The organism is Yersinia aleksiciae, assembly GCF_001047675.1.
In the GTDB taxonomy this organism is placed as follows: domain Bacteria; phylum Pseudomonadota; class Gammaproteobacteria; order Enterobacterales; family Enterobacteriaceae; genus Yersinia; species Yersinia aleksiciae.
The window spans coordinates 2000525-2016960 of record NZ_CP011975.1 but is presented as its reverse complement, the minus strand read 5'-3'; the positions used below and the strand labels follow the sequence as shown (position 1 = coordinate 2016960).

Here is a 16436-nt window from a genome sequence, read left to right as displayed (position 1 = left end):
CCCACAGCCCGTAATCACATCCCTTTTCAGCAAAAGCCCAATAAAAAACGCCCCAGTCAACAAGTGACTGGGGCGGCTAATATATAGCCAAATCCGATTACGTGAAGTAAAAGGTCTGAAAGATAGAACATCTTACCTCTGTACCCTACGTCTGTAACTCTACATCATTTTTTCACAGGGCAAAAGAATTTTTTGTTGTATAGTTACACAAATTGGCACGATTCAGCGCACTTCTTCACAGCATAATCGGCAATAAATGTAGCTTAATTACATAAAGTGCTTTATTTATCGTCACTTACCCTTACAACTAATGAGCCTGATCCCAGTTGTCGCCAACGCCTACGTCGACCTTCAGTGGCACCGCCAGTTGCATACTCTGTTCCATCAGCTCACGAATTTTCTGTTCAGCGCTTTCCAATACACTTTCGTGCACTTCAAACACCAATTCATCGTGTACCTGCATGATGACCCGCACCAAAGGTTCAGGCTCTTGCTGTAACCAGGCATCGACGGCAATCATCGCACGTTTGATAATATCTGCGGCCGTGCCTTGCATTGGGGCATTGATTGCTTCACGTTCAGCGGCCTTACGGCGGTTGGCATTACGCGAGTGAATATCTGGCAGATAGAGGCGGCGGCCATCCAGTGTAGTGACGTAGCCTTGGTCAGCGGCTTGCTTACGTGTGCGCTCCATATATTCCAGCACACCCGGATAGCGCTCAAAGTAGAGATCCATGTAGCGTTGTGCTTCACCGCGAGGAATATTCAGCTGCCGCGCCAGACCAAAAGCACTCATACCATAAATCAGACCGAAGTTAATCGCTTTGGCACTACGGCGCTGTTCGGTGGTGACTTTTTCCAATGGCAAGCCAAAGACTTCTGCCGCTGTTGCGCGGTGAATATCTTTACCCGCAGCAAACGCCGCCAGCAACCCTTCATCCTGCGACAGATGCGCCATGATACGTAACTCAATTTGTGAGTAGTCGGCCGCCATGATGCGATAACCTTTCGGCGCAATAAAAGCCTGACGTATACGACGCCCTTCTTCATTTCTCACCGGTATGTTTTGCAGGTTAGGATCACGGGAGGAGAGACGCCCAGTGGCCGTCACGGCCTGATGATAAGAGGTATGGACTCGGCCCGAAACCGGATTAATCATCAGCGGTAGCTTGTCGGTATAGGTGCTTTTCAGCTTCGCCAAGCCGCGATATTCTAGGATCACTTTCGGCAGAGGATAATCCAGCGCTAACTCCGCCAGCACTTCCTCGTTAGTGGACGCCGCGCCGCCTGGCGTTTTTTTCAAGATAGGCAGTTGCTGCTTTTCATACAAAATCACCTGTAGCTGCTTAGGTGATGCCAGATTGAATGGCTCTTCCGCCAGCTCATGGGCCTGCTTCTCCAGCTCATCGAGGCGAATGGTCAGCTCTTTTGAGTGTGCAGCTAATATATTTTGGTCAATCAATACGCCGGTGCGCTCAATGCGGGACAAGATCGGCAGCAGTGGCATCTCAATCTCTTGGAATACCCGCTTCAGACCCTCACTCTCCTGCAACTGAGGCCACAGCACCAAATGCAGCTGTAGGGTAACGTCGGCATCTTCTGAGGCGTAAGGCCCCGCTTCCTCCAGCGCAATCTGGTTGAAGGTCAGCTGATTTTTGCCTTTACCGGCAATCTCTTCAAAGGTGATGGTTTTATGGTTGAGGTAACGCTCCGCCAAGCTATCCATATCATGACGGCCAGCAACGCTGTTTAAAACATAAGATTCCAACATGGTATCGAATGCAATTCCGCGCAGCTCAATGCCATAACGCGCCAGCATACTTTGATCAAATTTGAGGTTTTGCCCAACTTTAAGGGCCTTGTCATCTTCCAGCAGCGGTTTTAGGGTCGCGAGTACCCAGTCACGATCAAGCTGTGCAGGAGCATCCAGATAATCATGCGCTAATGGCAGATAAGCCGCTTCACCCGGTGCGACCGCGAAAGAGAGGCCAATCAAGTTGCTGCTGAGGGTATCAAGGCCGTCGGTTTCAGTATCAAACGCGAACACGTCCGCCTTTTTAAGGCGTTCGATCCAGTCAGCTAAGGATTTTTCATCCAAAATAGTTTGGTAGTTTTCTTGCGACAGCACGGCGGTAACTTCAGCCGCAGGGGCGGGTTCTGCGGCGACAAAGGCTTTATTACTGGTCTGCCCCGTTGGCCGCTCTTTTTTGCCGTCTAGCCATTTGCCCGCTTCGACATCGGCCAGCCAGCGCTTGAATTCATAACGGCTGAATAATTGATGCAGTTGCTCATCATCCGGCGGTGAAACAGTTAGCTCATCGCAAGTCACATCCAGTTCGACATCCGTTTTGATGGTGGCGAGTTTATAGGAGAGATAGGCGACATCTTTATTCTGCTCTAATTTGGCAGACATGGTTTTAGCACCACGGAATGTTAGCGTGGGTATTTTATCCAAATTACTGAATAGCGAGTCCAATCCACCCAGACCTTGTAATAAAGCCTGTGCGGTCTTTTCACCAACGCCAGGGACGCCAGGAATATTGTCTGATGAATCCCCCATCAGGGCCAGAAAATCAATAATAAGTTCAGGAGGAACGCCATATTTTTCGCACACTTCCTGTGGCCCTAAAATAGCGTTGTTCATTGTATTAATGAGAGTGATATTTGGCGTAACTAATTGCGCCATATCTTTATCACCGGTACTAATTAATACCGAATGACCTGCTTTTTCTGCTTCTTGCGCCAGAGTGCCAATAACATCATCCGCTTCAACCCCGGAAACCACCAATAAAGGCAATCCCATCGCCTTGACCATTTGATGAAGCGGTTCTATTTGCGACCGTAAATCATCGGGCATAGGTGGGCGGTGAGATTTATATTCGGCGAACAACTCATCACGGAATGTTTTACCTTTAGCATCAAAAACAACCGCGACATGGCTTGGACGATATTGCAGCAACAGACTGCGCAACATGTTCAACACGCCATACATCGCGCCCGTTGGTTCGCCGCTGCCGTTGGTCAACGGTGGGAAGGCATGGTATGCGCGATAGAGGTAAGAGGAACCGTCAACGAGGATCAATGGGTTTTCTGCAATCTGGGCCATAGAGTTTCTTCATCTTTATTCAGCAAGGTCTGACGCTAAGAATGCCATAGCTGGCGGCAAGAGACGAATCTTAGCGTCCATTCTTGTGCGAAAGAGAGCATTTTTGCTCAGAGATCTTGAAGATCCTTTCTGTGGATAACTTTGTGAGTAAAAGCATGTGCAGATTATATTTATTTGTTACTCTTCAAAGGGGTAATAATTAAAACAAGTATAATCATATAGTTATGATTGCATTTTTCTTATTTCTCTGTCATTTTTCTTTTATCTAAATTGTGGATATTACTTATTTAGTCTCGAGCTTAAGATAAATAAATTTCACTTATGGGTGAATTATCTCGCACCTTTTTTTTATTAGGCTTAGCAACCCATTTTGGCATTTTCACATCATGAATATTCACACTCAACCATCACAGAAATAGATAAATGGATTGAAAGCAACACTCCTAAAAATAGATAGTCAGTGTTCAGTTACGCACCTATTACTTTAGATAATATGATGATTTTTCGGCAGAGAAAGAAATAAAATGGCGAAGTAAAGGACTGTGCGAGGATTGGAAAGTAAAAGAGACGCTAACTAAAGCCAGCGCCTCTTTACGTATAATTACTTTTGGGTCAGCAGGAACTTAACAACATCCGCATACTGTTTGACATAGGTATCCATTGAACTGGTATCCATGCCATCGTTCTTAATCATATATTTGCCATTAACAAACATAGCTGGAACACCACGTAATTCTAAATCTTCAGCGGCTTTTTGCTGTTGAACAACCAATGATTTAACCACGAAGCTGTTTAATGCCGCATCGTAGTCTTCACCACTCACACCCGCTTTGATAAAGACATTGCGGATGTCATCTGGCGTCTGAACAGTTTGGGTTTTCTGTACGCCTTCAAACATCAGTGGGGTGATCTTATCTTCAACGCCAAGCGCCATGGCAACAGCCCATGCCTGAGTCAGTTGCTTACCCAATGGGCCAAGGAACTCAACATGATAACGGGTCATTTTAGTCCCTTCCGGCAGCGCTTTTTTGACTGCCTGAGGAACATGGTAAATTTCTTCAAACTGGTAGCAGTGTGGGCAATAGAAAGAGAAAAACTCTAATACCTGAGGCTCACCCGTTACCGGTTTGTTTAACGTCTGGTACTGAGTACCGTCAGTAAATTGTGCGGCCGATGCACTGAATGCCATCACCATGCCAACGAGAGCTAACCAAACATTTTTCATACTATAACGATCTCCATTATCTTAGCTTTAGTACATCAATTTAGCTTTAGTACATTGGCATCAGCTGTAAAGGCGGAGCCTGCAACAGCTTAACCTGCTCTGTAAATGATGCAGTCTGCTGTAACCAAAAATCAGACTCCGCCATCCACGGAAAACTTTTAGGGAATGCTGGGTCCTGCCAACGTCTGGCGACCCATGCAAGGTAATAAACCATCCGCATCGCGCGTAAAGGTTCAATTAGTGCCAGTTCACGCTGATCAAAATCAGCAAACTCGCCATAGGCTTCCAACAGAATATCCAACTGGATCAACTGCTCACTACGTTCACCGTGTAATAGCATCCAGAGATCCTGAATAGCTGGACCATTTCTGGCATCGTCAAGATCGACAAACATCGGCCCATCACGCCATAAAATATTACCTGGATGGCAGTCGCCATGTAGCCGCAGTGGCTGCCAGTCGGTATGCCAATACTGATTAATGGTGCTGATCAAAAGATCGGTCGCAGCCAGAAACTTATCCCGCTGTTTTGCTGGCACCAGACTACTGCTGGCCAACAACCGACGCGGTTCCGTCAGATATTCTTCGATACCGATCGTTGAACGGACAGCAAAAAGTTTATCGCTACCCACCTGATGAATTCGCCCCAGAAAACGACCAACCCACTCTAACTGGTCAAGATTATCTATTTCATATTGGCGGCCGCCGACACTTGGGAACACCGCAAAGAAAAAACCATCATGAGTATGTAAGGTATGCCCATTGAGCAGCAATGGGGCAATCACCGGGATCTCCGACTCTGCCAAATCAAGGGAGAACTGATGTTCTTCGGTGATTTGTTCGCTGCTCCAGCGCTCAGGACGATAAAACTTCACCACGTAACGTTTACGATCTTCGTCCATAAACTGATAAACACGGTTTTCGTAACTGTTAAGCGCGGTTAATCCTGAATCCACCCGTAATCCAACCCCTTCAAGGGCATCCATAATCAGGTCAGGAGACAACGTCTGAAAATTAAAGGCAGAGCTGTTCATAGCAACATTCAGTCTATATAAGTGACAGCGACGCGCTGAGAATAAGAAATAGTATCATCAAAGCCCTAATCTACGCAGATAAGGAGTATGACTAATCTTTAATGACGCCACGAGCACGCAATATGGCTGTTTTAAAATCTTCTTCGAAATCTTTTTTCAGTCCTGGGATCACTTCTGTCGACGCCGAACCGCGCATTTTCAGATGATAAATAAGAATATCGTCAGTTAGATCTGAAAACTCGCCTTCGAAACCGGCTTCAGTGGCCAGTTTTTGTAAAAACTGAACCAAATTTAAATCAGGCTCTTGCTGCCAGGCCGGATGTAAAAGCTCAATCAGTTCATTCACACGATGGCATTTCATAGCAAATTTATCCTATTCAGAAATATGCAGACAAAGTAGCAGGGATATTCACACAGGGAAAGAGAGCCTACTGTCAATAAAAGTAAATCCTGACCGATCCTCCTATTTAAAGATACAATTCGTCAGTCAGTTGAAAATAGCGGAGTGATAGAAATGCAGCCCAATATAACAGGCGTTATTCTTGCAGGCGGTCGTTCTTCCCGAATGGGCGGAAACGATAAGGGACTGATTCTTCTTCACGGCAAACCACTATTTCAACATGTGATTGACCGATTAAAGCCTCAGGTTGACCACGTACTAATTAATGCTAATCGTCATCAGGCGTTGTATCAAGAAAGTGGTATACCGGTCATCAGCGATATCATCACTGGCTTTGTAGGCCCACTGGCAGGTATGCATGCCGGATTGAGCCATTCATCTACAGAATGGGTTGTTTTTGCGCCCTGCGACGTTCCTGCGCTGCCTATCCATTTGGTTTCTCAGCTGTGGCACGGGAAAGGGCAAGCACTGGCGGCTTATGTCTACGATGGTGAGCGAGCACATCCAACATTAGCCTTAATGCATGTCAGCTTGAAGTCACTCCTCGCTGAATTCCTGGCGAAAGGAGATCGTAAGTTAATGATATTGATGGAGAGCGTGAATGCTCAACCCGTCATTTTCAGTGGGCAAGCCAACCTATTTAGCAACCTAAATACTCCCGCAGATTGCGACTTATGGGAACAAGGTAAAAGAGGGTCGTTATGAGCCAAAAGAGACCGCCGCTATTAGGTATCGCCGCGTACAGTGGTACAGGCAAAACCACGTTACTAAAAAGCCTGATCCCCTTACTGCAACAGCGCGAAATCCGAGTCGGCTTAATCAAACATACACACCACAACATGGAAATTGATACGCCAGGGAAGGATAGCTATGAATTACGTAAAGCAGGTGCCCATCAGACTCTGGTTGCTAGCGATTGCCGTTGGGCATTAATGACAGAAACACCTGAGCAAAAACCCTTAGATCTTCATTACCTTGCCAGTCGGTTAGATACCTCGACCATCGATCTCATCTTAGTTGAAGGTTTTAAGCATGAACCGATCAGCAAAATAGCGCTTTATAGAGAGGCTGTGGGTAAGCCATTCACTGACTTGATTGATGAATATGTTATCGCTTTGGCAAGCGACAAACCGGTAGCAAGTACCGTAGAGCAATTGGATATTAATCAGCCAGAAGAGATCGCAGAATTTATTTGCAGTTGGTTAGAGAGAAGCGATAGGAATTGAAACTGAATGGCGATATTACCTAAGTGATAGCAAGTTTCTGCTCCACTCGTATTTTACTTAAGTGAAGACATAAAAAAACTGCCTCCTGGAGTACCCTCTATTCCATAGACAAAAAAGCTATCCGTTAGGGTATGCTGACAAATCTCATTTATAGCTCAGTGATTGGCGGAGCGACTGTACCGATGGGGCGCTCCGACGGCCTATTTCCCCACTAATCAACTTTGTTGACGGCCTGAGACCATCCGTTAGGTGTGCCATTTTACTTTTGTATTTTGCACATAGCAAAAACCCCACGCTTTTGGCATGGGGTCTCGACTTTATTTGATGCCTGCCAGTGTCCACAGTATTCGTCTCATCTTTAAGATGAGTCTCACCCCTAACGGGGCCAGCGCAGACGCTGTTCAAACTGCGTTCGCAGTTTGTCGCATGTCATGCTCCAGTCGCTCTCTGTTAAAACCCATAAACAAAAAAGGCCACCCGTTAGGGTAGCCTGTTTTGTTTATTTGATGCCTGGCAGTGTCCTACTCTCGCATGGGGAGACCCCACACTACCATCGGCGCTACGGCGTTTCACTTCTGAGTTCGGCATGGGATCAGGTGGGACCACCGCGCTATGGCCGCCAGGCAAATTCTGTTTTAACCAACCCGTTCAGTATCAAAATACCAAACCAATTAGCTCAATCTCGGAACTTCGCTGAAAATCAAGAGTATACGTATCATACCGATACTCACCCTTTCGGGTTCGCCACTCATGGCGCTCAAAATCGTTTCACTCGATTTTGTCTCAAATAGCCAAAACACCTTTGGTGTTGTAAGGTTAAGCCTCACGGATCATTAGTACTGGTTAGCTCAATGCATCGCTGCACTTACACACCCAGCCTATCAACGTCATAGTCTTTAACGTTCCTTCAGGGGGCTTAAAGCCCCAGGGAAGACTCATCTCGAGGCAAGTTTCCCGCTTAGATGCTTTCAGCGGTTATCTCTTCCGAATTTAGCTACCGGGCAATGCCATTGGCATGACAACCCGAACACCAGTGATTCGTCCACTCCGGTCCTCTCGTACTAGGAGCAGCCCCTCTCAATCTTCCAACGCCCACGGCAGATAGGGACCGAACTGTCTCACGACGTTCTAAACCCAGCTCGCGTACCACTTTAAATGGCGAACAGCCATACCCTTGGGACCTACTTCAGCCCCAGGATGTGATGAGCCGACATCGAGGTGCCAAACACCGCCGTCGATATGAACTCTTGGGCGGTATCAGCCTGTTATCCCCGGAGTACCTTTTATCCGTTGAGCGATGGCCCTTCCATTCAGAACCACCGGATCACTAAGACCTACTTTCGTACCTGCTCGAGCCGTCACTCTCGCAGTCAAGCTAGCTTATGCCTTTGCACTAACCTCACGATGTCCGACCGTGATTAGCTAACCTTCGTGCTCCTCCGTTACTCTTTGGGAGGAGACCGCCCCAGTCAAACTACCCACCAGACACTGTCCTCACCCCGGATTACGGGGCCGAGTTAGAACATCAAACATTAAAGGGTGGTATTTCAAGGTTGGCTCCATGCAGACTGGCGTCCACACTTCAATGCCTCCCACCTATCCTACACATCAAGGCTCAATGTTCAGTGTCAAGCTATAGTAAAGGTTCACGGGGTCTTTCCGTCTTGCCGCGGGTACACTGCATCTTCACAGCGAGTTCAATTTCACTGAGTCTCGGGTGGAGACAGCCTGGCCATCATTACGCCATTCGTGCAGGTCGGAACTTACCCGACAAGGAATTTCGCTACCTTAGGACCGTTATAGTTACGGCCGCCGTTTACTGGGGCTTCGATCAAGAGCTTCGCCGTAAGGCTGACCCCATCAATTAACCTTCCAGCACCGGGCAGGCGTCACACCGTATACGTCCACTTTCGTGTTTGCACAGTGCTGTGTTTTTATTAAACAGTTGCAGCCAGCTGGTATCTGCGACTGGCTTCGGCGCCGAGAGCAAGTCTCTTTACCTAATGCCAGCGTGCCTTCTCCCGAAGTTACGGCACCATTTTGCCTAGTTCCTTCACCCGAGTTCTCTCAAGCGCCTGAGTATTCTCTACCTGACCACCTGTGTCGGTTTGGGGTACGATTTAATGTTACCTGATGCTTAGAGGCTTTTCCTGGAAGCTTGGCATCAACTACTTCTGCACCGTAGTGCATCGTCATCACACCTCAGCGTTGATAAGCAACCGGATTTACCAAGTCACTCCGCCTACATGCTTAAACCGGGACAACCGTCGCCCGGCTAGCCTAGCCTTCTCCGTCCCCCCTTCGCAGTAACACCAAGTACAGGAATATTAACCTGTTTCCCATCGACTACGCTTTTCAGCCTCGCCTTAGGGGTCGACTCACCCTGCCCCGATTAACGTTGGACAGGAACCCTTGGTCTTCCGGCGTGCGGGTTTTTCACCCGCATTATCGTTACTTATGTCAGCATTCGCACTTCTGATACCTCCAGCAACCCTCACAGGTCACCTTCAACGGCTTACAGAACGCTCCCCTACCCAACAACGCCTAAGCGTCGCTGCCGCAGCTTCGGTGCATGGTTTAGCCCCGTTACATCTTCCGCGCAGGCCGACTCGACCAGTGAGCTATTACGCTTTCTTTAAATGATGGCTGCTTCTAAGCCAACATCCTGGCTGTCTATGCCTTCCCACATCGTTTCCCACTTAACCATGACTTTGGGACCTTAGCTGGCGGTCTGGGTTGTTTCCCTCTTCACGACGGACGTTAGCACCCGCCGTGTGTCTCCCGTGATAACATTCTTCGGTATTCGGAGTTTGCATCGGTTTGGTAAGTCGGGATGACCCCCTAGCCGAAACAGTGCTCTACCCCCGAAGATGAGTTCACGAGGCGCTACCTAAATAGCTTTCGGGGAGAACCAGCTATCTCCCGGTTTGATTGGCCTTTCACCCCCAGCCACAAGTCATCCGCTAATTTTTCAACATTAGTCGGTTCGGTCCTCCAGTTAGTGTTACCCAACCTTCAACCTGCCCATGGCTAGATCACCGGGTTTCGGGTCTATACCTTGCAACTAGACGCCCAGTTAAGACTCGGTTTCCCTACGGCTCCCCTATTCGGTTAACCTTGCTACAAAATATAAGTCGCTGACCCATTATACAAAAGGTACGCAGTCACACCACGAAGGTGCTCCCACTGCTTGTACGTACACGGTTTCAGGTTCTATTTCACTCCCCTCGCCGGGGTTCTTTTCGCCTTTCCCTCACGGTACTGGTTCACTATCGGTCAGTCAGGAGTATTTAGCCTTGGAGGATGGTCCCCCCATATTCAGACAGGATGTCACGTGTCCCGCCCTACTCATCGAGTTCACAGAATATGCATTTTTGTGTACGGGACTATCACCCTGTACCGTGCGACTTTCCAGACGCTTCCACTAACACATAAACTGATTCAGACTCTGGGCTCTTCCCCGTTCGCTCGCCGCTACTGGGGGAATCTCGGTTGATTTCTTTTCCTCGGGGTACTTAGATGTTTCAGTTCCCCCGGTTCGCCTTGCATGGCTATGTATTCACCATGCAATAGTGCAACGAATTGCACTGGGTTTCCCCATTCGGGTATCGTCGGTTATAACGCTTCATATCAGCTTACCGACGCTTTTCGCAGATTAGCACGCCCTTCATCGCCTCTGACTGCCTAGGCATCCACCGTGTACGCTTAGTCGCTTAACCTCACAACCCGAAGGTGTCTTTACAGACATCTTGCGCTGTGATTATTTGAGAGACTCTAATACAGGTTACTCCTCATCTCAGTACATCTACGGAGAGATAAGTTTCAGCTGTATTGTTTCAATTTTCAGCTTGTTCCAGATTGTTAAAGAGCAATATCTTAAACACGACTCGTTAAAGTCATCTTTAAGATATTCAGTGATAATGTCTTTCACACATTATCGGATTGGCGTCCCCAAGGGGATTCGAACCCCTGTTACAGCCGTGAAAGGGCAGTGTCCTAGGCCTCTAGACGATGGGGACACGAAGTACCGATTAAACCGAAATCTAACCGTTCGCGTCAGCATGAGTCGAAACTCACGACATCAACAGGTGCTCTTGCTCATTACATTCATCAGACAATCTGTGTGGACACTACGCAATGCGTATCGTTAGGTAAGGAGGTGATCCAACCGCAGGTTCCCCTACGGTTACCTTGTTACGACTTCACCCCAGTCATGAATCACAAAGTGGTAAGCGCCCTCCCGAAGGTTAAGCTACCTACTTCTTTTGCAACCCACTCCCATGGTGTGACGGGCGGTGTGTACAAGGCCCGGGAACGTATTCACCGTAGCATTCTGATCTACGATTACTAGCGATTCCGACTTCATGGAGTCGAGTTGCAGACTCCAATCCGGACTACGACAGACTTTATGTGGTCCGCTTGCTCTCGCGAGTTCGCTTCACTTTGTATCTGCCATTGTAGCACGTGTGTAGCCCTACTCGTAAGGGCCATGATGACTTGACGTCATCCCCACCTTCCTCCGGTTTGTCACCGGCAGTCTCCCTTGAGTTCCCACCATTACGTGCTGGCAACAAAGGATAAGGGTTGCGCTCGTTGCGGGACTTAACCCAACATTTCACAACACGAGCTGACGACAGCCATGCAGCACCTGTCTCACGGTTCCCGAAGGCACTTAAGCATCTCTGCTAAATTCCGTGGATGTCAAGAGTAGGTAAGGTTCTTCGCGTTGCATCGAATTAAACCACATGCTCCACCGCTTGTGCGGGCCCCCGTCAATTCATTTGAGTTTTAACCTTGCGGCCGTACTCCCCAGGCGGTCGACTTAACGCGTTAGCTCCGGAAGCCACGCCTCAAGGGCACAACCTCCAAGTCGACATCGTTTACAGCGTGGACTACCAGGGTATCTAATCCTGTTTGCTCCCCACGCTTTCGCACCTGAGCGTCAGTCTTTGTCCAGGGGGCCGCCTTCGCCACCGGTATTCCTCCAGATCTCTACGCATTTCACCGCTACACCTGGAATTCTACCCCCCTCTACAAGACTCTAGCTTGCCAGTTTCAAATGCAGTTCCCACGTTAAGCGCGGGGATTTCACATCTGACTTAACAAACCGCCTGCGTGCGCTTTACGCCCAGTAATTCCGATTAACGCTTGCACCCTCCGTATTACCGCGGCTGCTGGCACGGAGTTAGCCGGTGCTTCTTCTGCGAGTAACGTCAATCAATCGTGCTATTAACACGACTGCCTTCCTCCTCGCTGAAAGTGCTTTACAACCCGAAGGCCTTCTTCACACACGCGGCATGGCTGCATCAGGCTTGCGCCCATTGTGCAATATTCCCCACTGCTGCCTCCCGTAGGAGTCTGGACCGTGTCTCAGTTCCAGTGTGGCTGGTCATCCTCTCAGACCAGCTAGGGATCGTCGCCTAGGTGAGCCATTACCTCACCTACTAGCTAATCCCATCTGGGTTCATCCGATGGCGTGAGGCCCGAAGGTCCCCCACTTTGCTCTTACGAGGTCATGCGGTATTAGCTACCGTTTCCAGTAGTTATCCCCCTCCATCAGGCAGATCCCCAGACATTACTCACCCGTCCGCCGCTCGCCGGCAGAGTAGTAAACTACTCCCCGCTGCCGCTCGACTTGCATGTGTTAGGCCTGCCGCCAGCGTTCAATCTGAGCCATGATCAAACTCTTCAATTTAAGATTTGTTTGATTTGCTATGAGTTAACATAGCGATGCTCAAAGATTACTTTCTGCAAATATGCATTCGAACCGAAGTTCAAATGTGTACTGCTTTGGTCACTCTTCAAGACTTTGATATTATTTCTGCCTGTCGAAACAGGCTTCGATATCGTCTTGCGAGTGCCCACACAGATTGTCTGATAAATTGTTAAAGAGCGTTCGTTACCCGTTTGCCTTTCGGCGAATCTTACGGTAACGCGGGAGGCAGATAATACGCTTTCCCGCTGAAGTGTCAAGATTTTCTTTTCAACTTTCGTTTTAAGAACCGGCGTTACCGCCTACTAAACTCTTCCTGACCCGGCGAAGTATGTTTCGTTGTTCCCAGTCAGTGGAGGCGCATTATAGGGAGTTCCTGACAGGCTGCAACCCCTAATTTGAAAAAACTTTTCAACCGTGTTTTTTTTCAGCAAATATGGGGTAATAGCCGGGTTTTTAAACAATTATTACGCTAAACATTCAGTCCCTGAGTGAATCTGTAGAGTAAAATGGAAGTATAAGAAGATAGATAGGACAAATCACCATGCAACTCAATACCCAACAACAAGCCGCCCAACGCAATCTTTCATATCTATTGGCCGAAAAAATTGGTCAGCGTATTCTCGCAGGTGAATATGTAGCCGGTAGCATACTGCCTGGCGAGATAGAGTTGGGTGAGCAATTTGGTGTTAGCCGCACTGCCGTGCGTGAAGCAGTGAAAATACTCGCCGCAAAAGGGATGTTATTACCGCGCCCACGCATTGGCACACGAGTGATGCCGCAAACAAATTGGAACTACCTTGATCAGGAGTTACTGACCTGGTGGATGAATCGAGAAAACTTTGATCAAGTGATGCAGCACTTTCTTATATTAAGGACATCACTTGAGCCTCAAGCTTGTGCACTGGCGGCGGTGAATGCCGATGATAAGCAGCGGGCGCTGTTAGCTTCATTAATCACAGAGATGCGCACGCTGCATACTCACTTTAATCGTGAACGATGGATTCAGGTGGATGCCCAGTTTCATCAATTAATCTATGAAGCCAGCGGTAATCCGTTTTTGACCTCTTTCGCCAATTTGTTTAGTTCGGTTTATCACAGCTATTTCCGGGCCATTACTGGCGATGAAGTGATTAAGCTGCAACACCATCAGGATATTGTCGATGCGATTCTGGCAAAGGATAGCCAAGGCGCTTTATTGGCCTGTCAGGTGTTATTAGAAGGGAAAGACTAGCAGCGAGATGTTATTTATATCTATATATAGAGAGATAGAGGGTACTCACGCCCACTCAATTTAATCGGGACGGACAATGATAAAATCTGCGCGCAGCATGGCGGGTCTTCCTTGGATAGCCGCCATGGCTTTCTTTATGCAGGCTTTGGATGCCACCATACTGAATACGGCACTGCCATCAATTGCCGAAAGTCTTAATCGGTCGCCACTGACCATGCAATCCGCGATTATCAGCTACACCCTGACGGTCGCCATGCTGATCCCGGTGAGTGGTTGGCTAGCGGACCGTTTTGGCACTCGACGGGTTTTCATTTTGGCGGTCTCTCTCTTTACGCTGGGGTCGTTACTGTGCGCACTTTCAGGTTCACTGCCATTTCTGGTGGCCTCCCGCGTGATTCAGGGTGTCGGCGGGGCGATGATGATGCCCGTCGCTAGACTGGCACTTATTCGGGCTTACCCGCGCAGTGAATTATTGCCGGTATTAAATTTTGTCACTATTCCCGGATTAATCGGTCCAGTGATGGGGCCGCTGTTGGGCGGGCTGCTGGTAACCTACGCCACCTGGCACTGGATTTTTATCCTTAATATACCAATCGGCATATTGGGGATTATTTACGCACGTAAATACATGCCCGATTTCACTATGCCCAAACGCGCCTTTGATTTTATCGGCTTCCTGTTATTTGGTAGCAGTTTAGTTTTGATATCTGTGAGTTTGGAAATCATGGGGCGGCCAGACATCGCGACTTACCTTCCCGCCGCAACACTGGTCGGCGGCTTATTGATGTTGCTCTTTTATATATTCCACGCCAAGGGTCATCCAAATCCATTAATTGGTTTGCCGCTGTTTAAAACCCGTACATTCTCTGTCGGGATCGCCGGTAACGTGGCCTCACGACTGGGGACTGGCTGTGTGCCGTTCTTAATGCCGTTGATGTTGCAGGTTGGTTTTGGCTATTCCGCCATTATTGCTGGTTGCATGATGGCACCGACCGCCATTGGCTCGATGATGGCGAAATCCGCCGTGACGCAGGTATTACGTTCGCTGGGTTATCGCACCGTGTTAGTGGGCATTACCGCCATTATCGGCGTGTTGATCGCCTTGTTTGCCCTGCAATCACCGGGGATGTCACCTTGGTTGATGATCTTGCCACTATTCGTATTAGGTATGGCAATGTCGACTCAGTTCACCGCGATGAATACCATTACGTTGGCGGACTTGACCGATAACAATGCCAGCTCAGGCAACAGTGTTCTGGCCGTCACCCAACAGCTGGCGATCAGCTTCGGGGTGGCTATCAGCGCGGTGGTATTGCGGTTTTATGATGGGTTGTCGTTTGGTGGTAATGTCGATCACTTCCACTACACCTTTATTACTATGGGCGTGGTGACACTACTTTCATCGATGGTGTTCCTATTACTAAAACCCAAAGATGGCGACAATTTGATTCAGGGACGCAATGTGAAAAAAGTCTCACGCCCCGCTGAGAGTGAGGTTTAACGGATAGCGACCGACCCACGCTCAATTAGCTCGGGAGTGAGAATCAACACTTGTGGTTCCGCTTCCGGGTTATTCAACCGATGAATCAGCGTATCAATTGCCAGCTCGCCAAGGTCATCTTTTGGTTGATGGATGGTGGTCAGTGGCGGCGTCATATATTGTGCGATTTCAATATCATCGTAACCAATCACCGCCATATCTTGCGGGATCGATAATCCAGCTTGATGCAACGCCTGATAGACCCCCACCGCCATGGCATCATTGCTGGTAAAGACGGCATCGGGCGGTTCCGGCAGCGCAAGTAATTGTTTCATCGCCACCAACCCACCACCAAATTCAAAATCACTGGCGACTTCATAACCGGCAAGCACAGGTAAACCGGCGCGCGTCATCGCTTGGCGGTACCCTTCCAAACGTTCTTTGGCGGGTGTTTTGTCCTGTGGGCCCGCGATGCAGGCGATTCGGGTATACCCTCTGGCAATCAAATATGAGGTTGCCATTTCACCGCCAAATAACGAGTTATCCTGAATCACATCGTTCACCCCTTCAAACGGGGCCCAGTCCATCATAATGATCGGCAGTGATGGGTAACAGCGCAGAATATCTTGGGAAGGGCGGTGGCTTTCAGTGCACATCAGCAGCAAACCATCGACACGTTTTTGCATCAGAGTTTCAATGCTTCGGCTCATGCGATCAATATCGCCTTCGGTATTACACAGAATCAAACTATAACCGCGCTCATAACAACTGCGTTCCACGCCACGCACCACTTCAGCATAAAACGGGTTGCTACTGGCGGTGACCAGCATACCAATGGTGCGGGTTTGTTTGAGTTTCAAACTGCGGGCTAATGCAGAAGGGGCGTAGTTGAGCTGTTTGATGGCAGACTGCACTTTGTCGCGAATAGGATCGCTGACAAAGCGGTTTTTATTAATCACATGCGAGACAGTTGAGGTTGATACGCCCGCTAAACGGGCGACATCTTTCATAGTGGCCAA

At 48.6% G+C, this 16436-nt stretch carries 9 protein-coding genes, 1 tRNA gene and 3 rRNA genes; 4 read left to right on the top strand and 9 right to left on the bottom strand.

What is annotated here, in order from left to right:
- Positions 1–307 precede the first annotated feature (307 nt).
- From polA to ACZ76_RS09150, 4 genes are all read right to left on the bottom strand, one after another.
- The gene (polA, locus tag ACZ76_RS09165; RefSeq protein ID WP_048618676.1) at positions 308–3106 is read right to left on the bottom strand and encodes a DNA polymerase I; all 2799 of its coding nucleotides are present in this window, start codon (positions 3104–3106) and stop codon (positions 308–310) included.
- A 601-nt stretch (positions 3107–3707) separates the two neighbouring features.
- Positions 3708–4331: a thiol:disulfide interchange protein DsbA gene (dsbA, locus tag ACZ76_RS09160; RefSeq protein WP_048618675.1), complete on the bottom strand. Its 624-nt coding sequence runs from the start codon at positions 4329–4331 to the stop codon at positions 3708–3710.
- 46 nt (positions 4332–4377) lie between these two features.
- Entirely contained in the window at positions 4378–5364 is a 987-nt protein-coding gene (locus tag ACZ76_RS09155; protein ID WP_048618674.1) for a serine/threonine protein kinase, read from the bottom strand.
- Positions 5365–5455: 91 nt separating this feature from the next.
- Positions 5456–5725, bottom strand: a complete 270-nt coding sequence (locus tag ACZ76_RS09150; RefSeq protein ID WP_019213110.1) for a YihD family protein — start codon at positions 5723–5725, stop codon at positions 5456–5458.
- Positions 5726–5878: 153 nt separating this feature from the next.
- Here ACZ76_RS09150 and mobA point away from each other — a divergent pair, with 153 nt between their 5' ends.
- Together mobA and mobB are read left to right on the top strand one after the other, a co-directional pair.
- On the top strand, positions 5879–6469 hold the full coding sequence (gene mobA, locus ACZ76_RS09145; RefSeq protein WP_048618671.1) for a molybdenum cofactor guanylyltransferase MobA: 591 nt from the start codon (positions 5879–5881) through the stop codon (positions 6467–6469).
- On the top strand, positions 6466–6990 hold the full coding sequence (gene mobB, locus ACZ76_RS09140) for a molybdopterin-guanine dinucleotide biosynthesis protein MobB (protein WP_048618669.1): 525 nt from the start codon (positions 6466–6468) through the stop codon (positions 6988–6990). The genes mobA and mobB overlap by 4 nt, the downstream gene beginning before the upstream one ends.
- Positions 6991–7498: 508 nt before the next feature.
- Here mobB and rrf read toward each other — a convergent pair.
- The 4 genes from rrf to ACZ76_RS09120 form a co-directional block, all read right to left on the bottom strand.
- A 5S ribosomal RNA gene (rrf, locus tag ACZ76_RS09135) occupies positions 7499–7614 on the bottom strand.
- 188 nt (positions 7615–7802) lie between these two features.
- Positions 7803–10709 (bottom strand): 23S ribosomal RNA (locus ACZ76_RS09130).
- 224 nt (positions 10710–10933) lie between these two features.
- Positions 10934–11009 (bottom strand) — tRNA-Glu (locus ACZ76_RS09125).
- Positions 11010–11142: 133 nt separating this feature from the next.
- Positions 11143–12685, bottom strand: a 16S ribosomal RNA gene (locus tag ACZ76_RS09120).
- Together the 16S, 23S and 5S rRNA genes with 1 tRNA gene alongside form the textbook arrangement of a ribosomal RNA operon.
- 562 nt (positions 12686–13247) lie before the next feature.
- On the opposite strand from ACZ76_RS09120, the gene ACZ76_RS09115 reads away from it, so the two are divergent.
- A complete protein-coding gene (locus ACZ76_RS09115; RefSeq protein WP_048618667.1) occupies positions 13248–13937 on the top strand; it encodes a FadR/GntR family transcriptional regulator in 690 nt (229 codons plus the stop codon).
- A gap of 76 nt (positions 13938–14013) precedes the next feature.
- Complete coding sequence (mdtD, locus tag ACZ76_RS09110; RefSeq protein ID WP_048618665.1) at positions 14014–15438, top strand: multidrug transporter subunit MdtD; 1425 nt, start codon at positions 14014–14016, stop codon at positions 15436–15438.
- On the opposite strand, the gene rbsR is transcribed toward mdtD, so the two are convergent.
- Positions 15435–16436 carry a ribose operon transcriptional repressor RbsR gene (gene rbsR, locus ACZ76_RS09105; RefSeq protein ID WP_048618663.1) on the bottom strand — a complete coding sequence of 334 codons (1002 nt, stop codon included), beginning with the start codon at positions 16434–16436 and terminating at the stop codon, positions 15435–15437. The genes mdtD and rbsR overlap by 4 nt on opposite strands.